20 protein-coding genes are annotated in these 21834 nt (G+C 68.9%); 8 read left to right on the top strand and 12 right to left on the bottom strand.

The annotated features are described in order from the left end of the window. The first annotated feature begins 10 nt into the window (after window positions 1-10). Together QAD21_RS19910 and QAD21_RS19905 are read left to right on the top strand one after the other, a co-directional pair. Window positions 11-787: a GntR family transcriptional regulator gene (locus tag QAD21_RS19910; protein ID WP_280361808.1), complete on the top strand. Its 777-nt coding sequence runs from the start codon at window positions 11-13 to the stop codon at window positions 785-787. Window positions 788-862: 75 nt separating this feature from the next. Continuing rightward, complete coding sequence (locus QAD21_RS19905; RefSeq protein WP_259936163.1) at window positions 863-2248, top strand: MFS transporter; 1386 nt, start codon at window positions 863-865, stop codon at window positions 2246-2248. Here the strand turns inward: QAD21_RS19905 and QAD21_RS19900 are convergent. From QAD21_RS19900 to QAD21_RS19845, 12 genes are all read right to left on the bottom strand, one after another. Further along, window positions 2245-3453 carry a M20 family metallopeptidase gene (locus QAD21_RS19900; RefSeq protein WP_280360173.1) on the bottom strand — a complete coding sequence of 403 codons (1209 nt, stop codon included), beginning with the start codon at window positions 3451-3453 and terminating at the stop codon, window positions 2245-2247. The two genes, QAD21_RS19905 and QAD21_RS19900, sit on opposite strands and share 4 nt — an antisense overlap. Next, the gene (locus QAD21_RS19895; protein ID WP_259936165.1) at window positions 3450-4688 is read right to left on the bottom strand and encodes a PLP-dependent aminotransferase family protein; all 1239 of its coding nucleotides are present in this window, start codon (window positions 4686-4688) and stop codon (window positions 3450-3452) included. Before QAD21_RS19895 ends, QAD21_RS19900 begins: the two co-directional genes overlap by 4 nt. Before the next feature lie 189 nt (window positions 4689-4877). Continuing rightward, entirely contained in the window at window positions 4878-6071 is a 1194-nt protein-coding gene (locus QAD21_RS19890; protein ID WP_259936166.1) for a M24 family metallopeptidase, read from the bottom strand. Between the two features lie 45 nt (window positions 6072-6116). Continuing rightward, window positions 6117-7625 carry an NAD-dependent succinate-semialdehyde dehydrogenase gene (locus tag QAD21_RS19885; protein ID WP_259936167.1) on the bottom strand — a complete coding sequence of 503 codons (1509 nt, stop codon included), beginning with the start codon at window positions 7623-7625 and terminating at the stop codon, window positions 6117-6119. Next, complete coding sequence (locus tag QAD21_RS19880) at window positions 7622-10606, bottom strand: FAD-binding and (Fe-S)-binding domain-containing protein (RefSeq protein ID WP_259936168.1); 2985 nt, start codon at window positions 10604-10606, stop codon at window positions 7622-7624. Before QAD21_RS19880 ends, QAD21_RS19885 begins: the two co-directional genes overlap by 4 nt. Window positions 10607-10626: 20 nt before the next feature. After that, window positions 10627-11949 carry an aminotransferase class III-fold pyridoxal phosphate-dependent enzyme gene (locus tag QAD21_RS19875; protein ID WP_259936169.1) on the bottom strand — a complete coding sequence of 441 codons (1323 nt, stop codon included), beginning with the start codon at window positions 11947-11949 and terminating at the stop codon, window positions 10627-10629. A gap of 45 nt (window positions 11950-11994) precedes the next feature. After that, on the bottom strand, window positions 11995-12441 hold the full coding sequence (locus QAD21_RS19870) for a helix-turn-helix domain-containing protein (RefSeq protein WP_065629559.1): 447 nt from the start codon (window positions 12439-12441) through the stop codon (window positions 11995-11997). Next, window positions 12438-13043: a DJ-1/PfpI family protein gene (locus QAD21_RS19865; protein ID WP_259936170.1), complete on the bottom strand. Its 606-nt coding sequence runs from the start codon at window positions 13041-13043 to the stop codon at window positions 12438-12440. Before QAD21_RS19865 ends, QAD21_RS19870 begins: the two co-directional genes overlap by 4 nt. A 74-nt stretch (window positions 13044-13117) precedes the next feature. Then, window positions 13118-14479 carry an MFS transporter gene (locus QAD21_RS19860; RefSeq protein WP_259936171.1) on the bottom strand — a complete coding sequence of 454 codons (1362 nt, stop codon included), beginning with the start codon at window positions 14477-14479 and terminating at the stop codon, window positions 13118-13120. A gap of 204 nt (window positions 14480-14683) precedes the next feature. Further along, window positions 14684-15058, bottom strand: coding sequence for a 3-hydroxyacyl-CoA dehydrogenase family protein (locus tag QAD21_RS19855; RefSeq protein WP_280360172.1), 375 nt, complete (start codon window positions 15056-15058; stop codon window positions 14684-14686). Then, the gene (locus QAD21_RS19850; RefSeq protein ID WP_280360171.1) at window positions 15058-15672 is read right to left on the bottom strand and encodes a 3-hydroxyacyl-CoA dehydrogenase NAD-binding domain-containing protein; all 615 of its coding nucleotides are present in this window, start codon (window positions 15670-15672) and stop codon (window positions 15058-15060) included. Before QAD21_RS19850 ends, QAD21_RS19855 begins: the two co-directional genes overlap by 1 nt. Further along, complete coding sequence (locus tag QAD21_RS19845) at window positions 15669-16778, bottom strand: NAD/NADP-dependent octopine/nopaline dehydrogenase family protein (protein WP_065629563.1); 1110 nt, start codon at window positions 16776-16778, stop codon at window positions 15669-15671. The genes QAD21_RS19850 and QAD21_RS19845 overlap by 4 nt, the downstream gene beginning before the upstream one ends. A gap of 134 nt (window positions 16779-16912) precedes the next feature. On the opposite strand from QAD21_RS19845, the gene QAD21_RS19840 reads away from it, so the two are divergent. From QAD21_RS19840 to QAD21_RS19815, 6 genes are read left to right on the top strand one after another with little or no spacing between them, the layout of a single operon-like run. Continuing rightward, entirely contained in the window at window positions 16913-17899 is a 987-nt protein-coding gene (locus QAD21_RS19840) for an Lrp/AsnC family transcriptional regulator (protein ID WP_259936172.1), read from the top strand. Further along, entirely contained in the window at window positions 17896-18573 is a 678-nt protein-coding gene (locus QAD21_RS19835; protein WP_101819762.1) for a YoaK family protein, read from the top strand. Before QAD21_RS19840 ends, QAD21_RS19835 begins: the two co-directional genes overlap by 4 nt. Then, window positions 18570-19571, top strand: coding sequence for a D-2-hydroxyacid dehydrogenase (locus tag QAD21_RS19830; protein WP_159371437.1), 1002 nt, complete (start codon window positions 18570-18572; stop codon window positions 19569-19571). Before QAD21_RS19835 ends, QAD21_RS19830 begins: the two co-directional genes overlap by 4 nt. 37 nt (window positions 19572-19608) lie before the next feature. Next, window positions 19609-20520 (top strand): hypothetical protein, encoded by a 912-nt coding sequence (locus QAD21_RS19825; protein ID WP_068971820.1) that lies wholly within the window; start codon window positions 19609-19611, stop codon window positions 20518-20520. A gap of 38 nt (window positions 20521-20558) precedes the next feature. Further along, window positions 20559-21137, top strand: coding sequence for an orotate phosphoribosyltransferase (pyrE, locus tag QAD21_RS19820; RefSeq protein WP_259936173.1), 579 nt, complete (start codon window positions 20559-20561; stop codon window positions 21135-21137). Next, window positions 21130-21831, top strand: coding sequence for an RNA methyltransferase (locus QAD21_RS19815; protein WP_259936174.1), 702 nt, complete (start codon window positions 21130-21132; stop codon window positions 21829-21831). The genes pyrE and QAD21_RS19815 overlap by 8 nt, the downstream gene beginning before the upstream one ends. The last annotated feature ends 3 nt before the right edge of the window (window positions 21832-21834 follow it).

The raw sequence follows: 21834 nt of genomic DNA, 5'->3' as shown, positions 1-21834 counted from the left end.
GACGGTGACCATGAAGGTGGGGGCGAAGACGCCGGGTCCACAGGACCCGGGGACGAATCGAACCGTCGTCGACCAGGCGAAACAGGACAAATCGCCACGTCGGCGGGTGCTGTCGCCGCTGGTCCAGGAATCGACACCGGCGATCATCGCGCGTAAGTTGCACGATGCGATCGCAAACGGGGACTTCGCACCCGGCTCGCAGTTGACGGAGTCGGGGCTGGCGGCCGATCTGGGCGTCAGTCGTGGTCCGCTGCGCGAGGCCATGCAGCGACTGACCGCGGAAGGACTGCTGGTCAGCCACCGTAACCGCGGCTTGTTCGTCGTCTCGATGGAAGAGGACGATATCCGGGACATGTACGTCGCGCGCACTGCGGTGGAACGCGCTGCTGTGCAACAGGTGATCGCGCGGCGCGAGCAGGAGGCGGTGGAGGCACTGGGCGGCGCGGTCGACGCGATGCGCGTGTTCGTCGACGAGCCGAACGGCGCGGGGATGGCCGAGGCCGACATGACCTTCCACCAGACCTTGGTGGAATATGCTAGAAGTCAACGGCTTTCGCGGTTGCACGAGACGATCCTCGTGGAGACGCGGATGTGTTTGCGAGCCATGCGAGGGACGTACTCCTCGGGAAAGGACCGGATCGACGAACACCAGGCGTTGGTGGACGCCATTGCCGCGGGAGACGCCGCGGCGGCCGATGCTCTGATGATCGAGCACATGGCCGACGGGTTGCGTCGCCTGCTCGGGGACGGCGAGGACGCCGCGAACCTGCAGGTGGCGAGGGGCTGATCGCCCGCGGCCCCGGGTCCACCGATCGCAGCAACGAGATCGACCCTCAGCGGCCCCACGACTCAGGAAGCGCAGATGAGCGACACGACGACAGCAGACAGTTACGAGCAGCTCGCACCAGACCCGAACTCACCAGAGGGCAAGAGGCTTCTCCGCAAGGCCATCGGCGCCTCGGCGATCGGCAATGCGACCGAGTGGTATGACTACGGCGTCTACGCCGCGGCCTCGGTCTACCTGACGCAGGCGTTCTTCCCGGGGGAGTTCGGAACCGTCGGCACCATGCTGGGTTTCGCGATCTCCTTCGTCCTGAGGCCCCTCGGCGGTATGGTCTGGGGACCGATCGGCGACCGCATCGGCCGCAAATCGGTTCTGGCGATGACGATCCTGCTCATCTCCGGCGCGACCGCACTGATCGGTCTGCTGCCCACGCATGCGTCGATCGGGTTCTGGGCGCCCGTCCTGCTCATCCTGCTCCGTGTCATCCAGGGATTCTCGACCGGCGGCGAATACGGCGGTGCCGCAACGTTCATGGCCGAGTACGCGCCCGACAACAAGCGCGGAAAGTACGGTTCGTTCCTCGAATTCGGCACCCTGGCCGGTTTCTGCGGCGGGACACTTTTCGTCCTCCTGCTGCAATTGGCGTTGTCCGACAGCCAGATGGATCAGTGGGGTTGGCGCATCCCGTTCCTGCTCGCACTGCCGATGGGCCTGATCGGGCTGTACCTGCGGTCGCAGATGGAGGACACGCCGGTGTTCCAGGAACTGGAGCAGGACAACGAGATCAAGGGCTCGGCCTGGACCCGGTTCAAGGATCTGCTGGTCAACTACCGGCGTCCGATCATCACCATGTTCGGTCTGGTGATCGCTCTCAACGTGGCCAACTACACCCTGCTGGCCTACCAGCCGACCTACCTGCAGAACACCATCGATCTGTCCGAGACCTCGGCCAGCATCGTCAACCTCATCGGCCAGCTCGTGATGATGCTGCTGATCCCGTTCTTCGGATGGTGGTCGGACTCGACGGGCCGCAAACCCATGTGGTGGGGTTCGCTGATCGGCCTGTTCGTCCTCGCGCTGCCGCTCTACTGGCTGATGGGGCAGGGATTCGCCTGGGCCATCGTGGCATTCGTCATCCTGGGTGTGCTGTACATCCCTCAGCTGGCGACCATCTCCGCCACCTTCCCGGCGATGTTCCCGACCCAGGTCCGATACGCCGGGTTCGCGATCTCCTACAACGTCGCGACCGCGGCATTCGGCGGAACCGCGCCGCTCGTCAACGATGCAGTGGTCGAGAGTACCGACTGGAACCTGTTCCCCGCGGTCTACATGATGGGCGCCTGCGCCATCGGCATGGTCGCCCTTTGCTTCCTGAAGGAGACCGCCGGTGCCTCGCTGCGCGGTACCGAGATCCCCAGTCTCGAGAACGATTTCACGGCGCTGCAGAAGCAGAAGGTGAACTAGGGGCCCAGCAGCCGCATCGCGGCGAGGGCGTAGGCTCTCGCCGCGATGACCAGGTCGGCGATGGCCACCGACTCGTCCGGTTGGTGGGCGTCGGTGTTGATGTTGCCCGGACCGAGAACGATCGACGGGACACCGAGGTCGCGGCTGACGAAGCCACCGTCGCAGGCGGCAGTCCAGCCGCCGACCGAGGTGTCCGCCCCGGCATCGGTGACCGCACCGACCGCTGTGGTGACGAGCGGGTGCGTGGCTTCCGTCGCGAAACCGGGCATCTCCATGGTCACCCGGACGTCGACGCTGATGCCGTCGGTGTCGATTCTTCTGTCGCTGATCGCTCTTCGCAGATCGTCGGCGATCCGATGCGGGTCCTCATCGGGCATCAGGCGCCGGTCGATGCCGAGCGAACAACCCGGTGCCACCACCGAGATGCCCTGTCCGCCTGTGATGGTGCCGACATTCCAGGTGCCGTGACCGAGCAGGTCGTCGGCCGTCTCGGCCAGCCGTTCACCGTCGGCGCGGATGATGTCGACGATGGCCGCCGCGGCGTCGATGGCGCTGCGACCATCGGTGGGACGTCCGGAATGAGCCGCGCGACCGGTCACCTCGATCTCGATGTACGACGCACCGCGGCAACCCCGGACCACCTGCATGTCGGTGGGTTCGGCGACCACGCAGCCGCGGAACTCGAGGTCGGCGGGGCGGCCCACGAAGTCCCGCACCCCGGTCCCGTGTTCCTCCTCGTCGACGGTGCACACCAGGCGGACCGGTCCGGAGAGTTCGACCCCGACCTCGGCGGCCCGGCGCAGCGCGGTCATCGCCGCGACGACGGCGGCGAGTCCGCCTTTCATGTCGGTGGCACCGCGGCCGTAGATGCGGCCGTCGCGGATGCGGACCGTGTACGGGTCCGCTGACCAGCCGGGACCGGCCGGTACCACGTCCGAATGTCCGAGGAACATCAGTCCCGCTCCGGTGCCGGCAGGCACGGTGGCGACGAGATTGGGCCGCCCCGGTGCCACTTCGTGGGTCACGACGTCGAAACCGAGCGCGCGGCAGGCACTCTCGAGCACTTCGACCGCGGCTTCTTCGGTACCGCCCGGGTTCTCGCTGGACGCCTCGACCAGTGCCGAGGTGAGCGAGATGATCGCGGCCTCGTCGATGAAGCCGAGCACCGCGGTCTCGGCGGCGGTCAGGTCTGGTTCACGACTCACCCGGCCATCTTCTCAAGACTGGCCGTGAGACGTCGGACACCCTCGTCGATCCGTTCCGGGGTGCTCGATGCGAAGCAGAGACGCATCGAGTTGCGGAAGCGTTTACCGGGCGACAGCGCGGGGCCGGGGATGAACGCCACCCCGTCCGCGAGCGCGACCTCGAAGAGTTCGCGCGTGTCGATCTCGGCGAACTCGTCGCGCAACGTGACCCACAGGAAGAAGCCGCCCTCGGGGTCCGTGGTCACCACCCGATCGCCGAGATGACGTCTGATGGCGTCGAGCATGGCCTCTTTGCGCTCGCGGTACAGCAGGCGAATCCCGGCGAGATGGTCCTCGAGTCCGCCGCGGGCGATGTACTCGGCGACGATGTGCTGGTTGGGCACGTTGGTGCAGGTGTCCATCGCCTGCTTGCCGTTGATCAGCAGCTGGCGTAGGGAGGGATCGGCGTCGACCCAGCCGACACGCCAGCCCGGCGCGAGGATCTTGGAGAACGTACGGACCGAGAAGATCAGCGGGTCGCCGGGGCTGAGCGTCTGGAAGGTCGGGATGTCGGTGCCGGCGAACCGCAACAGCCCGTACGGGTCGTCGTCGATGATGACCGACCCCCAGGTGTGCGCCAGCCGCAGCAGTTCGCGGCGGCGCTCCTCGGACATGGTGACGCCGGACGGATTCTGGAATGTCGGGATCGTGTAGATCGCCTTCGGCGTCTGACGGGTGCGTGCGACGAGTGCCTCGAGCTGATCGACCTGCATGCCGTCGTCGTCGACGGGAACCTCGAGCAGCTGCGCGCCGTAGGACAGCGCGGTCGCACTGCCGTTGGTGTACGTGGGGGATTCGACGATGACCAGATCCCCGGGATCGACGAACAGCTTGCAGGCGAGGTCGAGTCCCTGCATCCCGCCGGTGGTGATGACCAACCGGTCGAGGGACGACGGGTCGGGGGTCGTGGCGAGATAGTCGACGAGCAGTTGCAGCAGCCGGGGCTCGCCTTCCGTGGCACCGTAGGTGAACGAGGTGTGATCGAGGATCTCACCGGCGATCTGACGGAACTCGTCGGCCGGTACGGCCTCGTCCGCGGGGGAGCCCATCGCGAACCGCACGATGTCGTGGGACTGCGCGGCGAGCAGCGAGGTCGACGAGTCGATCATCGAACCGACGAGGTCCTTGGCGCGGCCCGCCAACGGCAGTGTCGGTGCCGAATGTCGGTTGTGATAGGCGGTTTCGGTTGTGGTCACTTTCTTCACCTCGTCTCGGCAGCCCTTCGTGGCTCGTCGCTTGCGCTCCTCGCACCTCAGGGATCAGATCGTGTGGTCGTCGTGTTGGTTTCGCACCTCAGGGATCAGGTGGTGTGGTCGTCGTGTTGGTTTCGGACCTCAGGGATCAGATTGTGTGGTCGTCGTGCTGGTGTCGATCAGGTTGTGTGGCTACTTCTGGATCAGTTCGCGCGGGAAGTCGGTGAAGCATTCGACGCCGGTCGGGCTGACCCGAACCGACTCGGACAGCTCGAAACCGTAGTTGTCCATCCACATTCCGCAGACGATGTGGAAGGTCATGTTGGTCTCCAGTACCGACTCGTCCTCGCTGCGGATGCTGATCGTGCGCTCGCCCCAGTCGGGCGGGTAGCCGATGCCGATCGAATAGCCCAGGCGCGAGGGTTTCTCGAGGCCGTACTTCGCAAGTGTCCAGTTCCACGTCGAGGCGAGCTCGCGCGTGGCCACGCCCGGCTTGATGGCCTCCAGCACGTTGTTCAGGCCCTCGGCGGTTGCCTTGGCGACGTAGTCCAGGTCTTTGCTCGGGGTGCCGAGGGACACCGTCCGGGCAAGCGGACAGTGGTATCGGTTGTGCGCACCGGTCAATTCGATGACGACCGCCTCGTCCTCGACGAAAGTGCCCTGGTGCCAGGTGAGGTGCGGGGTGTCGGCCGCCGCGCCGGTGGGCATCATCGGGACGATCGCCGGGTAGTCGCCGCCGTACTCCGGGGTGCCCGTGATCTGCGCCTGCGAGATGGCCGCGGCCGCATCGCATTGCCGGACCCCGATGTCGATGGTGTCGATGGCGGCGCGCATGGCCTCCGAGCACACCATCCCGGCTTGCCGCATCAGCTGAATCTCGGCGTCGGACTTCACCGACCGCACCCAGTTGACGAGTTCGAAGTTGTCGACGAGTTTCCACTCCGGGATCGCGTTGAACAGCGCCCGATAGGCTTTGGGAGAGAAGAAATGCGAGTCCATCTCCAGCCCCACCGAGCCGGCCTTGGACGCCGGTGCGATCTGGTGGCGCTGTCGCAGTGACCAGGCGACCCAGTCGAACGGGTGCAGATGTGGGCGCTGCACGTAACTCTCCGGGTAGCCGACGATCTGGTCGGCAGGCAACCACGACGTGCGATGTGCGCCATGCGCATCCATCTCCCGGGCGTAGAAGATCATCTCGCCGTCGATCGGCACGAACAGCATCTGCGGGGTGTAGAACGACCAGGCGTTGTAACCGATCAGATAGAAGATGTTGGCCGGATCGGTGACGATGATCGCCGACAGACCCTGACGGTCCATGAGCTCACGGACACGTCTCAGGCGCTGTTCGTACTCGCTGTCGGTGAACAGCTGAGCACCCAGGTACATGGTCTTCTCGCTCCTGTCTGAACGGGATGGATAACGGAACCCCTGTCAGCGACGGGGAATCGGCGTGGCGGTGTACTTCATGTCGAGGAATTCCTCGATACCCACGCGTCCGCCCTCGCGGCCGAGTCCCGATTCCTTGACGCCCCCGAACGGGGCTGCGGGATTGGACACGGCGCCGGTGTTGACCCCGACCATACCGGTTTCCAGCGCGGCCGACAGCCTGGCGCAGCGGTCGACGTCCTGGCTGAACAAGTAGCTGACCAACCCCCACGGGGTGTCGTTGGCCAGTGCGATGACCTCGTCGTCGGCCGCGGGATCGTCCGCGTCGTCGGCGTTTCCGAACGGGATGATCGCGGCGACGGGCCCAAAGATCTCGGTACGAGTGAGATCCGCGTCGAGCCCGACGTCGGTCAGGACGGTCGGCGGATAGAAGAAGCCCGGGCCGTCCGGGTTCTCGCCCCCGCAGACGACCGTGGCGCCTTTGGCCACGGCATCGGACACCAGCGCCGAGACCTTCTCGACGGCTTTCGATTCGACGAGCGGGCCGACCTGCACACCGTCGGCCGCACCATCACCCACCTGCAACGCAGCCATCTTCGCGGCAAAGGCGTCGGTGAACTCGTCGATCACGCTGCGGTGCACGAAGACTCGATTGGCGGCCGTGCAGGCCTGACCGATGTTGCGCATCTTGGCGAACATCAGGCCGTCGACGGCCCGCGGGATGTCCGCGTCGGCGCAGACGATGAACGGCGCGTTGCCGCCCAGCTCCATCGACGTCCGCATGACCGTGCCCGCCGCCTGACGCAGGAGTAGTTTCCCGACCTCGGTCGACCCGGTGAAGCTGACCTTGCGGGCGAGTCCGCTCTCCATCCACTCGGTGACGACGGTCGACGGGTCGCTGGTCGTGACGATGTTCAGCACCCCCGCGGGCAGACCGGCCTCGACGAGGATGTCGGCCAGCAGCAGGGAGGTGAGCGGGGTGAGTTCGGCGGGCTTGAAGACCATGGTGCAACCGGCCGCGACGGCCGGCCCGATCTTGCGGGTCGCCATGGCCAGCGGGAAGTTCCACGGCGTGATGAGGATGCACGGGCCGACGGGCTGCCTGGTCACCACGACCCGGTGCGATCCGTCGCCGGTGGTGGTGGAGTCGCCACCGATGCGCACGGCTTCCTCGGCGAACCAGCGGAAGAACTCGGCGCCATAGGCGACCTCGCCCTTGGCCTCAGCGAGGGGCTTGCCCATCTCCGCGGTCATCACCGCGGCGATCTCGTCCGCGCGCGTCATGATGAGTTGATGTGCGCGATAGAGGATCTCACTGCGGAACCGCGGTGAGGTCGTGGCCCACTCGGCCTGGTGCGCGGCCGCGGTCTCGAGCGCGCGCCGAGCGTCGACGGCGTCGGCGTCGGCCACCTGGGCGAGTACCTCTTCCGTGGCCGGGTTCACGACGTCGAAGCGCTTGCCCGACGCGGCCGGAGCCCACTCGCCGTCGACGAACAGGTCGGTGTGGACGCGGGACACTGCTTCGGCAGCGGTCTGGGGCGCGATGGTCGTCATGGTTGTACTCCTGGAGTATCGGTATCGGGTGATGCCCTGAGCAGTTCGGCGAGATGGATTCCGCGTACGCGCGCGGGGGCGAGGGCGTCGTCGACGGCGGCGAGGTGTTCGACGGCCATCGCGCAGCTGAACCCGTCGGTGACGACGGCCCGCTGCGGCGCGTTCCGCAGCGCCGGTGCGAGTCCGTTCTCGGCGACGGCCATGCTCACCTCGTAGTGACCCTTCTCGAAACCGAAGTTGCCTGCCACGCCACAACAACCGTCCGCGGTGTGCACGGTGACCCCCAGGGCCTCCAGGGCGGTGATGCCGACCCGGGCGCCGAACACCGCGTACTCGTGGCAATGGGTCTGCAACGTCACCTCGTCGGGCAGTGGTGGTGGTCGCCAGCCGGCATCGAGCAGAGTGGGCACATGGGCGGCGAAACTTCGCACGCGTGCAGCCACGCGACGGGCGGCGTCGGTCGGCACGAGTTCGGGCAGGTCCTTCGCGAGCGCCGCGGCGCAACTGGGTTCGACGACGACGATCGGTCGGTCCGTCCCGTCGTCGAGGTCGGCGACGGTACGGCGCAGCACCTTTCGGGCATGATCGAGCTGGCCGGTGGAGATCCACGTGAGGCCGCAGCAGTTGTCGGCCGCACAGCCGACGGAAGCTGATGCACGGTCGACGGGATCTGACGCACGGTCGACGGAGTGGGCGGCCCGGAGGATCTCGGCGACCGCGGTGGCCACCTGCGGCCGGAAGGCGCGGGTGAAGGAGTCGACGAACAGCACGACCGTGGACGACGCGTCGACCGGTGAGAGTGCACCGAGATGGGTGCGCCGCGCACGCTGTGTCGCAAAGGCGGGCATCGTGCGCCGGGGGTCGAGTCCGCCGGCGCGCGCGGCGAGACCGCTCAGCCTGGATCGCAGTGCGCGGTTGAGGACCGGTGCCGCGAGCCCCGCCGCCGACAGCCACGCGGGCATCCAGCCGAGGGAGTAGTGCGACAGCGGGCGGAGCCGACGTCGATAGTGGTGGTCGAGGAACTCCGACTTGTAGGTGGCCATGTCGACGCCGGTCGGGCAGTCGGTGGAACACGCCTTGCACGACAGGCACAGTTCGAGCGCCTCCGCGACATCGGTGGACCGCCATCCCTCGTCGACGCTCGGCGCGGTGCGGACCATGTCCTGCAGCACACGGGCGCGCCCGCGGGTGGAGTCCTTTTCGTCGCGGGTGGCCTTGTAGCTCGGACACATCACCCCGCCGGAGTCCGCCCGGCACCGTCCGACGCCGATGCATCCCTGTACCGCGTGGACGAACGGGTCGACGAGCGGGAGTTCGTGCCCCAGGTCGAAAGCGGTGGGCCAGTGGCGACGCGGCACGTCGGCGAGGGCGAGGTCGGCGGTGATCGGGGGCGGATCGACGATGCTGCCCGGGTTGAGGATTCCGTGCGGGTCCCAGATCGCCTTGAAGCGGGTGAAGGCCGACATCATCGCCGGGCTGTACATGAGCGGCAGCAGCGCCGACCGGGCGCGTCCGTCACCGTGCTCACCGGACAGTGAACCGCCGTGTCGCACCACGAGTTCGGCGGCCTCGGTGCAGAAGCGTGCCATCACCGCGCGCCCCTCGGGGGAGCGCAGGTCGAACGTGATGCGCACGTGCATGCACCCGGCGCCGAAGTGGCCGTACATGACCCCGGTGAGGCCGTGCCGGTCGAGCAGGCCGGCGAACTCGTCGAGGTAGTCGGCGAGCCGCTCGGGTGCGACGGCCGCGTCCTCCCATCCGGGCCACGACTCGTAGCCCGCGCCGATGCTCTCGTCGTCGGGGTCGGCGAGGCGCGACGACAGACCCGCGCCGTCCTCGCGGACCCGCCACAGCGCCCGGCGGCGGGCGGGGTCGTCGACCACCGTGGCGTCGGTCATCCGTCCCTGCGCACGCAGGTGGTCGAGCAACCGCTTGGCGGTCGCCGGCACATCTGACTCGGATTGCGCGGCAGCGCTGTCCTCGTCGACGTCGATGAACAACCACGCGGATCCGTCGGGCAGGCCGGCGACGGCGTCGTGGCCACGCCGCGCCGCCATCGTGGCGACGATCTTGCGGTCGATGCCCTCGATGGCCGACGGTGCGAACGGAAGGATCGCCGGTACGTCCCGGGCGGCGTCGGCGGGGGAGTGGTAGCCGACGCACAGCAGGAGCTGAGACGTCGGGACCGGTACCAGCGTGACGCGTGCCGACACGACGATCGCGCAGGTCCCCTCGCTGCCGACGAGTGCGCGAGCCACGTCGAAACCGTTCTCCGGCAGCAGCTTCGCGAGATGGTAACCGGAGACCTGCCGCGGGATGGTCTCGAGCTGGGTGCGCAGGATCGCGAGGTTCGCGGTGGTCAGCTCCCGCAGGGACGCGGTGATCTCGGCCGCGCGCTCCGCTGCCGCGGCATCGGCGGCCTCGGTGGCGCGGAGCCCGTCACGAGTTGCGGTGAGCATCAGGCCGTCGGCGGTGACGAGGTGCAGTTCGACGATGTGGTCGCTGGTACGGCCGTACCGAACCGAGTGATTGCCGCAGGCGTCGTTGCCGATCGCGCCGCCGAGGGTCGCGCGCGAGGCCGAGGACGGGTCCGGCGCAAAGGTGAGCCTGCCGCCGGTGGCGGCTCGTGCGTCGGCGGCCAGTGTGGTCAGGACGATCCCGGCGCCCGCGACCGCGGTCGCGGATTCGGCGTCGACGGACAGGACGTGGTCGAGATGCCGGGACAGGTCGAGCACGACGCCGGGCCCGATCGCGTTGCCGGCCATGGAGGTCCCACCGCCGCGGGGAACCACCGGGACGCGGTGGTCATGACACCACCCGACCACCGTCGCGACGTCGCGGGCGCTGCGCGGGAAGGTGACCGCCAGGGGCGGGACACGGTAATTGGAGGCGTCGTAGGAGTATTCGGCCAGGCGACGTGTCGAGGCGTCCGCATCGACACCGAGAGCGGTGAGTTCGGCTGCGATGTCCACCCGTGGCATGTGAGACCGGGCTGTCAGGTCTAGCCCAGGGCCGCGGCGAGCGCGGCACCGAAGCGGGCGATGCCGAGGTCGATCTCCTCGGCGGTGACGACCAGGGCGGGGATCAGGCGCACGACGTTGGCCGACGGCCCGCACGTGAGTGAGAGCAACCCCTGGGTGGTGGTGGCCTGCTGAACGGCGAGCGCGGCCGCCGCGTCGGGCGTCGTGTTCCCGGCGGCATCGGTCGTGATGAACTCGATGCCGGCCATCAGCCCCAGCCCGCGGACGTCGCCGACGCCCGGGAACGGTGCACACACCTGCCGCAGACCGGCGAGCAGCTGCTCACCGCGGACGCGCGCGTTCTCGACGAGGCCCTCTGACTCGATCACCTCGAGGGTCGCGATCGCGGCGGCGGCCGCGACGGCGTTGCCGCCGTACGTGCCGCCCTGCGACCCCGGCCACGCCTTGCTCATCAGTTCCGTCGGCGCCGCGATCGCCGAGATCGGGAATCCCGACGCCAGGCCCTTGGCGGTGATCAGGATGTCGGGGGTCAGGCCCGCCGCGTGCTGGTGACCCCAGAACCTGCCGGTGCGACCGAATCCCGCCTGTACCTCGTCGAGGACGAGGAGGATGCCGTGGCGGTCGGCGCGCTCGCGCAGGCCCTGCAGGAAGCGGGGCGGGGTGGGCAGGTATCCGCCGTCGCCCAGCACCGGCTCGATGAGGAAGGCCGCGGTGTCGTTGGGCGCGACGCGCGACTGCAGCAGATAGTCGAGTTCACGGAGTGCGAAGTCGACCGCGGTGTCGGTGTCCCAGCCGTAGCGGTAGGCGTAGGGGAACGGAGCCATGTGCACGCCACTCATCAGGGGCGAGAAACCGGCGGAGAAGCGGGTTCCGGCGGTCGTCAGGCTGGCCGCGGCGACGGTCCGGCCGTGAAAGCCGCCCTGGAACACGATGATGTTGGGCTTCGCGGTGGCCATCCGGGCGAGACGGACGGCGGCCTCCACGGCTTCGGAACCGGAGTTCGCGTAGAAGACGGAGTCGAGGCCCGTGGGCAGTACCGCCCCGAGTCGGGCGGTGAGCTCGAGGAGCGGGGTGTGCATCACGGTGGTGTACTGCGCGTGGATGATCTTCGCGCACTGCGCCTGCGCGGCCGCGACGACGTGCGGGTGGCAATGGCCGGTACTGGTCACGCCGATACCGGTGGTGAAGTCGAGGTAGTCGCGACCGTCGGTGCCCCGAATCCACGAACCGGCCGCAGTGTCGACGACGACGGGAGTCGCCTGTTTCAGGGCGGGGCTCAGCGACGCGATCCGGTCGGTGCGGACCTGGGAACTGTGGATCTGGGACTCGACGCCGGCAGTCATGGCTACACGGTGACGCTCGATCGTACGATTGTCAACAATTAGACATCAACGCTGGTCGTCGAGTTCGTCGAGGGCGGCGCTGAGATCGCGGAGTGCGGTCAAGGCGTGCTCCCACCGGGCCGGGTCGAGTGCGGCCGCCAACCGGATGGCCGCCGTGCGATGGCCCGGGTTGATCGCCCGGACGGCCGCGAGGCCGGCCGCGGTGGGGGCGACGAGCTTGGCGCGACGGTGGGCCGGATTGTCGCGGTACTCGGCCAGTCCGTCGGCGACGAGGAGGTCGGCGGTGCGCTGCACGCTCTGGCGCGTGATCCCCATCGCCCGTGCGATGCCCGCGACCGGCAGCGGTTCGTCGAGCACCGCGCCGAGCACCTGCCACCGCGTGGCGGTCAGCCCGGCGGGTTCGGCGAGACGCTCGGCGAGTGCGAGAAACTGCCCGTTCAGCCGGAACGCTGTCAGCGCGGAGGCTGACAGCAGGTCCTGCGGGTCTCTCACTGCTCGCCGGCTAGCGCGTAGAAGCCGCTGGGATCCTGGTGGCCGTAGAGCTGATGCCAGGCGTCGAGCACCGGCGGCGTGTAGACGCCGAGCAACGCGAAGACCTCCCGTGCGAAGTCGACCGGGGCGATCGCCGCCGCGGTGATGACACCGCGATCGGTGACGGCGGGGGCGTCGACGTAGTGGGCGGCCCCGGCATAACCGGTGGGCGACAACTGCTCCGGCGCGTTGCTGGTGTGGCGTCGGTCGTCGAGTAGTCCGGCCCGCGCGAGACCCATTGTCGCGCCGCAGATCCCGGCAACCGGGGTGCCGGCTTCGGACCAGCGCCGCGCGGCGTCGACGAAGGCGTCGTTGGTCTCCCAGATCTGGGCGCCGGGCAGGACGAGCATCGCGCTGTCCTCGGGCGTGATCGCGTCGAGCGTCGTGTCGGGCACCATCGTGACCCCGCCGATGGTGCGGACCGGCTCGGTCGTCGCGCCGACGGTCACGATCCGGAACGTTCCCGGCTCGGCCTGGTACTCGGGATTGTTGATGCCGGACGCGACGTACCCGAACTCCCAATCGGCGAGCGTCGGGTACAGGGCGAGATGGACGGTCTTCATGGTGCCTCCTTCGGACGACTATGACAGCATCCTGTCATTAATGACAGGATGCTGTCAATGGTTGGCCCGCGAGGTCAGCTGCGCAGACGTTGTCGCAACGTGGGTCGCCCGGCGAGCGCGGGAGCCGTCTCGCGGATGACCATCAGGCAGCAGAGGCTGATCGCCATCAGGGCCGCCGCATAGAAGCCGACGGGGATCACGCTGCCGGTGGCGCTGACGATCCGGTTCGCGATCATCGGCGCCAGGCCGCCGCCCAGCACCGCGCCGACCTGGAAACCGATCCCGATGCCGCTGTAGCGCTGCGTGATCGGGAACAGCTCGGCGAAGGTGGTGAGCATCGGACCATAGACGAACCCGGTCAGTGCGAAGCCGATGGAGATGACCGTGATGCAGGCGGCCAACGACCCGGATGCGGTGACGGAGAACAGGATCGGAGCGAACAGCAGCGACGTGATCATCCCGAATCCGATCACCGTCTTGCGGCCCAGCCGGTCGGACAGGTAGCTGCCCAGCACGACCGTCGCGGCGTGGCAGGCGAGCGCCAGCGTGCTGCCGAAGACCACCGGGGACCGGTCGAAGCCGCGTCCCGGATCGGTCTCGGTCAGGAAGGAGAGCATGAACGTGAACAGCAGGAAGGCGTAACAGTTCTGTCCGACGTTGATACCGGCGGCCAGCGCGACGCGACGCCAGTTCTGGCGGAGCACGGCGAAGGCCGGCGGCGACTTCTCCTCGGCCTGCTTGGACTCGACGAAGTCCGGAGTCTCGCTGACGCGGGACCGGGTCCACACCCCGATCGCCAGCACGACACCGCCGATGAGGAACGGGATCCGCCAGCCCCAGGCCAGGACTTGTTCCATCGGCAACAGCAGGACGAGGGCGAACGACAGGTTGGCCAGGATGCCGCCGACCGGCGAACCGAGGGTGACGAAGCAGCCGTACAGACCGCGCCGGTGCGTCGGCGCGTGTTCGGCGGCGAGCAGGGCGGCGCCGCCGATCTCACCGCCGCGCGAGATGCCGTGCACCATGCGCAGGAAGACCAGGATGATCGGTGCCACGATCCCGATGGCCTGGTAGTCGGGGAGGACGCCCATGGCCAGGGTCGATCCGCCCATGAGCAGGAAGGCGGCGGTCAGCGCCTTGCGTCGACCGAATTTGTCCCCGAAGTGTCCGAAGATCAGGGCGCCGATCGGCGCCATCACGAAGCCGACCGCGAAGGTCGCGAAGCCCAGGAAGGTGCCGAACCAGGGATCGTCGACGTTGAAGAAGATCTTGTTGAAGACCAGTGCCGTCGCGGTGCCGTAGATCGCGAAGTCGTAGAACTCCATGATCGTGCCGACACCGGACGCGACGGCGACGCGGGTGGTCCGTTCCCGGCGCGGCCGGCCGGTGCCGGTGGCCGAGGGGTCGGGTGGTGCAGAATTGTCGAGAGTTACCACGGATCACTCCTCATCGGTGGGCGAACGGACCCTCGAGGCCGTCGTTCGTTGGCTGTACTCGTGGATGGATCGATTGTGTCGAACCCGCGAGGCGGTGGGAATCGGGAAAAGCTTTACCGCGCTCAGCTATTGGCCGCGTTCGGGCACGCTTCACCGCGCCACCGGAACCGGGTCCGGTGGCGGGTGAGGTCGTCGCCCGATCCGTCAGTCGGCCGTGCTGAACTCCTCGTGCCGGGCGAGACGCCCGACCGCGTCGAGTACGCGGGCGAAGTCGGCGATCCGCTGTGCGCGGTAGTCGGCCACGGTGGCCGGGTCGAACTCGTAAAAGCCTGCGCCGTCGGATATCCCACGACGCCCAGAGGTCATGTTGGACTCGACCAGCGGGGCGGGCGCGAACCGCTCGCCGAGTTCACCACGCAGGTAATTCGACGCGTGGAACAAGGTGTCGCAACCACCCCAGTCGATGAACTCGAGCAGGCCGAGAACCGCGAAGCGCGAGCCGAATCCGATGCGCACCGCGGTGTCGATGTCCTCGGCGCTAGCCACCCCCTCGTCGACCATCCGGGCCGCCTCGTTCATCACGAGCGCCTGCAGCCGGGGCACGATGTACCCGGGCGACGGGGCGCACACGACGGGTACCTTGCCGACGCGACGAGCAGGTCGCGGGTGGCGTCGACGACCCCGCGGCCGGTGGCGGTGCCCGGCGCGACCTCGACGAGCGGCATGAGGTCAGCCGGATTCAGCCAGTGCGCGTTGAGGAATCGCTCCGGGGCCGACAACGCCCCGGCGAGCTCGTCGACGAGGAAGCTCGAGGTGGTCGACGCGATGGGGACGGTGTCGCCGACCATCGCCTCGATCCACGCGAGCGCGTCGCGCTTGATCTCGGCGACCTCGGGTACCGCCTCGAACACCAGATCGGCGCCGGCCATCGGACCCAGGGCGTCGACCTCGCCGACGACGGTGACCAGCGCCGCGACGTCGTCGAGGTCCTCGATCGCCAGCAGGCCGAGCGTGACCTTGTGCGCCAGTGCCTGACGGACCGCGGTGCGAACCCCGTCGAGGTAGGCCGCGGCGTCGGCACCGCGGTCGCGGAGGTCGACGACCGTGACCGACACGTTCCCGAAGGCCAGCGCGGCGGCGATGCCCTGACCCATCCGGCCGGCGCCGACGACGGCGACGTGGCGACCCGTCACTGGGCCGGTCCGTCGTGGAGCAGTGCCTGCATGCCGGACCGGTCGAGGTCGGCCAGTCCCAGGTTCTCCAGGGTCCGGCCGCCGGTTGCGGCCGGACGTCCGGTGACCGCGCCGGCGAGGGCGAGCAGGCCGTCGGCCACCGGCGTCGGTACCGACGCCCACCGCCCCACCGAGCTCAGCAGCGCCAGCCCGATCTCGACGTCCTCGGTCATGTAGCGGTGGGTGTGCAGGTCGATGTTCTCGCGCCAGTCGCCGCTGTCGGTGAGCTTCTCGTGGGCGGCATTGCCGTACATCCACTCGTCGCCGTCGGCGGTGTAGTGGTCGGCGAGCGGGAAGTGCGGTGCGCCGTAGCCGAGCGCCTCCCGGACCGCGATGCGTTCGGCGTCGAGCGCGGAGGTGACCCGCCGGATGGCGTCCTGGGTGCCCTCGTTGTGGATGTCCCACGACGGGAAGTGTTCCAGCGGACCGGCATTCATCAGGATCAGCGGCGGGTGGATGATCGGGCCGGCGTTCATGAGCGCGCCGCTGAGGGCGTCCTCGCTGCGTTCGACGGCGGGATAGACCTCACCGAGGACCGCCAGCGCCCGATCGGTGTGCCGGGCCGGGAACACTCCGGTGGGCAGACGGGTGGCGTACCCGCTGACGACGACCCGGGTGTCGCCGTGCTTGCGTGCGAGGTAGGGCAGGGTCCCGGTCTCGGCGAACGCGACGTCCGCGGGATTGCCGGCCGCGCGCACCGCCCGCGCGAAGACGAACGACCCGAAGCTGCCCGGCGGCAGGTAGACGACCTGGCCGTCGCGCAGGTGCGGGGCGAGCTGCCGCGCGAGCGACTCGTGGGCGAACGCCGGAACCGGCGCGACGATGACCTCGGCGTTGGACACCGCCTCGGCGAGGTCGGCGACGATCGAGATCCCGCCGCCCGCTCCGCCGTCGACGCCGATCTGCCGCCGGCCGCGGTGGTCGTCGATCTCGAGCGTGCCGCGCTCGACCAGGGACGAGAACGCTGCGCCGTCCCGTCGCCACCAGGTGACATGGTGGTCCTTCTCGCTGAGCTCGGCCGCGGCCGCATAAGAGCCGTGACCTCCGCCGATGACGCAGACCTTCACGAATCGTCCTCCTCGATCTCGGGCCGCTCAAGCGGCCACTGGGGTGTTGGGAGGAAACGTAGGAGCGCTGCCGCGGACTGTCCCGGCGTCTGCCGAAACCGAAAAAAGTTCACCTCGTGATGCAGGATTGTTGCGTGCCGGACGACCTCGATTATCAGATCGTTCACGCTCTGCAGGTCGCGCCGAGGGCGCCGTGGGGCGTCGTCGGCGACGTCGTGGGCGTGAGCGCGGCGACCGCGGCCCGACGCTGGGAGCGGCTCGTCGACAGCGGTCTCGCCTGGATCGTGACCTATCCCGGGGCCGCGTACCTGAACACCCGCTGCAGCGCGTTCGTCGAGGTCCAGACCTCGTCACGGCGTGCGGCGCTCGTCGAGCGGTTGTCGGCGGACCGGCACGTGGCCACCATCCAGCGCACCGCGGGCGACGGCGACCTGCTGCTGACCGTGATGGTCCCCGATCTCGGCTTCCTCGGCGACTGGGTGCAGCGACTCGCCGACCTCGAGGGGGTCGCCCGGACCCGGACGAGGGTGGTGATGCGTGTCTTCGGCGAGAGCGAACGCTGGCGGGTGCACACACTGTCCGACGCCGAGGAGTCGGTGCTCGCCGAGCACCGACCCGAGCACCGCCCGCTGGCGCACGAACCCGATGAGATGGATCTGAAGCTCATCGCCGCCCTGGCGCAGGACGGCCGGCGTTCGGCGGTCGATCTGGCGACCGCGAGTGGTCTGAGCGCGCCGACCGTCCGGCGTCGGCTGACCGCACTCGTCGCCGAACGCGTCCTGTCGATCAGATGCGAGGTGTCGCACGTGATCAGCGGATGGCCCGTCACGGCGAACGTCTGGGCGCGGGCGTCGTCGAGGTCGATCTCGGCGCTCGTCGACGCGCTCGACGAACTACCCCAGGTACGGGTCTGCTGTGAGGTCACCGGTACCGCGAACATCCTGATGGCTGTCTGGCTGCACACCGTCGGCGAACTGTCCGAGTTCGAGCAGCAGCTCGAGAGCCGGGTGCCGGGACTCGTCGTCGCCGACCGCTCGGTCACGCTGGAGACCCCGAAGCGACTGGGTTCGCTGCTCGACCGGTCGGGGTGCCGGACCGGTTCGATCCCGGTGGTCCTGTGACCACGTCGACGTCGCTGCGCTTCGCCCTGCTGATCACCGCGGCGTGCGGTTTTCTCGACAGCTACACGTATCTGTCCCGGGGCGGGGTGTTCGCCAACGCCCAGACCGGGAACGTCATCCTGCTCGCGCTGAATCTGTCGGAGCAGCACTGGTATCAGGCCTCCGGTCATCTCTGGCCGATCCTCGCGTTCCTCGTCGGCGTCGTGCTGGCGGTGCACGTGAAGGCCGGCCGCTTCGACCATCTCCTCGTGTACCCGATCCGCGTGACGATGGCGCTGCAGGTGAGCATCCTCGTCGTGATCGGCTTCGTCCCCACCTCCGTCCCGCACTCGTTCGTCACCATCCCCATCTCGTTCATCACCGCCATGCAGATCGAGTTGTTCCGCAACATCGGCGATCTCAACTACATCGCGGTGGCCACGACCGGGAATCTGATGCGCCTCGTGGAGGCCGGGTACGGCGTCACCGTCGACCGGGCCCCGGACGCGCGCAAGGCCCTGACGGTCTACGGCCGCGTGGTCGGGGTGTTCGCCGGCGGCGCACTCGTCGGGGCGGTCTGCACCCAGGTGATGGGTGGCCGCGCCGCCTGGGTGCCGGCGGGTTTCCTTGCGGTGACGCTGCTGCTCTTCGTCATCGACGAACGCACCGACCCGTCACCTACGGTGGGGTCATGACCCCACACGCGCCCGTGGTCGCCCTGCTGATCTCGCCCGACGATCCCCCGCCGGGCAACCTCGCCGAGCTCGAGAAGCTCGCGACGGTACGGCTCTGCACGGCCGACGATCTCGGCGCGGCCCTGCCGGGTGCGGACGTTCTCGTGTTGTGGGACTTCTTCTCCCGTGGCCTCGCCGACCACTGGGGCGCGGCCACGGCATCGTTGCGCTGGGTTCATGTGTGTGCGGCGGGCGTCGACTCGTTGCTCTTCGACGGGCTACGGGCCTCCGACGTCGTGGTGACCAACGCCCACGGCGTCTTCGACCGGCCGATCGCGGAGTTCGTCCTCGCCGCAGTCCTCGCGCGGCACAAGGGTTTACACGAATCGATGGCGCTGCAGCGCGATCATGAATGGCGACACCGCGAGACCGTGGCGACCCACCGCACCTCCGCTCTGGTGATCGGGACCGGCGGGATCGGCCGCGCGATCGCGAAACTGCTTCGCGCGGTGGGTGTCCGGGTGGTCGGGGCCGGCCGGACCGCTCGCGACTCGGATCCGGACTTCGGGCATGTCGTGGCCACCGACGATCTCGCCGCACAGGTCGGCGGATTCGACACCGTAGTCGCAATCGCGCCGCTGACCGAGCAGACCGCCGGGATGATCGACGCGACGGTGCTGGCGGCGATGAAACCCGGCGCCCACCTCGTCAACGTCGGCCGCGGCGAACTCGTCGACGAGGCGGCCCTCGTGGAGTCGCTCCGCTCGGGCCACCTCGGCGCGGCCACGCTCGACGTCTTCGTGACCGAGCCGCTGCCCGCCGACAGCCCGCTGTGGGATCTGCCCGGGGTCGCGATCTCGGCGCACATGAGCGGAGATGCCGTCGGATGGCGCGAGGCGCTGGCCGAGCAGGTCCTCGACAACCTGCGGCGCTATGTCGCGGCGGGTACCGCGGACCCGGCCGAGATGCTGGTCAACGTCGTCGACAAGGAACGCGGGTACATCCGGGTAGGCGGATGACCTCACCGCGGGACCGCCGATAGTAGGCTGTAGCGCGATGACCACCGTCTATTTCCTGATCGCCGCCGTGGCCCTACTGGGTGCGGGTGTCCTGTTGTGGCTCGACCGCCAGCGGTCGAGCGTCGCACGGCACCAGCGTGCGGTCTGGGGCGATGAGCACGAGTTCAAGTTCCGCGAGTCGGACACCAAGCTGCGCAAGGTCTTTCGGCGCGCCACGATGAACGTCGGCGACCACATCCCGGTCCAGGACGTCGCCTACGGCCACTACGCCGGGGTGGAGGCCGTGGTCTTCGACCTGGCCGAGACCGCGACCGTGATCGCCGTCCGACGCTCCTCACCCTCGCACGTCGTCGTCGACCTCCGGCACGAGGACGTCCTCGCGCCCGCCGAGGAAGACGTGGAACTGCTGGGCGCGATGGGCCCGCGCGTCATGTTCTCCAACAACCTCGACGTCGCCCGCCGGGTCTGCGACCGCCGCATGGTGGCCCTCGCCAACAAGGCGCCCGCGTTCGTCGAGGTCCTGTGGAACGAGGGCAACTGGGCGCTCGGCTCGATGCCGGTGACCAACGACCCGGCCAAGCTGAACACCGGCCTGGAGGTCGTCCGCCGGTTCGCCGATCTGCTCCGGGTGCTGCCGCCGATGCGAGAGCCGGAGGATTCACCCGATCCGCGCGACCCGCACGGACCCACGCGGGCCGAGCTCGCCGACGAGAAGACCGAGTCCCTCCGCGACAAGCGCCGTCGGCAGGCCGCCGGCACCTCGACGGCACCGGCGTCCCAGACCGGCGCGTCCGCAGATCCCGAGAGCCCGGCTGCGGCCCGCAAGCCCCCGGCCCCTTCAACCGGGGGCCGCCGGATGTCGCCGATGCCCGTCCGCGGGTCCGCCGGGACCTCCGACGACGCACCCCGCCGCGACACCGGCGAGCGGCCCAACCGGCACCGCAACTGATCGCCTGACGCTCCATGTTCGACCGAGAGGGAAGCCGCATGTCCTCGTCCGCCCCGGTTCCCGCCGAGACCCCGCAGGTCGATCCGACCGCGAAGGCACGGCTCGCCGAGCTCGTCCGCGACCTCGCCGTGGTCCACGGCAAGGTGACGCTGTCGTCGGGCAAGGAGGCCGACTACTACGTCGACCTGCGCCGCGCGACGCTGCACCACGAGGCGTCCCGCCTCATCGGCCGGTTGATGCGGGAACTGACCGCGGACTGGGACTACGTCGCCGTGGGCGGTCTCACCCTCGGGGCGGACCCGGTGGCGACGTCGATCATGCACGCCGACGGCCGGCCGATCGACGCCTTCGTCGTCCGCAAGGCGGCCAAGGCACACGGCATGCAACGCCAGATCGAGGGCCCCGACATCCTCGGTCGCGACGTGCTCGTCGTCGAGGACACCAGCACGACCGGCGCCTCTCCGTCGACGGCTGTCGAAGCCGTCCGCGGTATCGGCGGCAACGTCGTCGGAGTGGCCACTGTCGTCGACCGCGCGACCGGCGCGGACGCGGTCATCACGGGTCTCGGCGTGCCGTACCGCTCGCTCCTCGATCTCGGCGACCTCGGGCTTGACTGAGGCCGGCCCGGCGGGTTCCGCCGACGAGTCCGGCGCGGTACCCGGTCCCACCGAATGGCAGACCGGGCCGGCCGTGGGAGTCGGGCCCTGGGCCGTCGAACATCCCGGTGAACTCGCACCCGCCGACCCGCGCCTCGACGCCGAGTTGCTCGCCCACGGCGACACCCGCAACGTCGTCGACGCCTACCGGTACTGGTCGCGCGAGGCGATCGTCGCCGACATCGATGCCCGGCGGCATCCGCTGCACGTCGCCATCGAGAACTTCGCCCACGACGCCAACATCGGCACCGTGGTGCGCACCGCCAACGCCTTCGCGGTGGCCGCCGTCCACATCGTCGGACGACGTCGGTGGAATCGTCGCGGAGCGATGGTGACCGACCGCTATCAACACCTGATGCACCACGAGACGGTGGCAGATCTCATCGACTGGGCTCGTGACGAGGGACTGACCGTGGTGGCGGTCGACAACACGCCGGGAGCCCTGCCGCTCGAGACGGCGGATCTACCGCGCGACTGCGTGCTGGTCTTCGGGCAGGAGGGTCCGGGGGTCAGTGACGACGCGCAGCGCGCGGCCGACCTCACCGTGTCGATTGCGCAATTCGGTTCGACGCGCAGTATCAACGCGGGCGTCGCGGCCGGGATCGCCATGCACGCGTGGGTCCGTCAGCACGCGGAACTCGACGCCGCGTGGTGACGG

Source organism: Gordonia sp. SMJS1, assembly GCF_029866425.1.
Lineage (GTDB): Bacteria > Actinomycetota > Actinomycetes > Mycobacteriales > Mycobacteriaceae > Gordonia > Gordonia hongkongensis.
The sequence above is the reverse complement of the archived record's forward strand: the minus strand, read 5'-3'. Positions and strand labels throughout refer to the sequence as shown.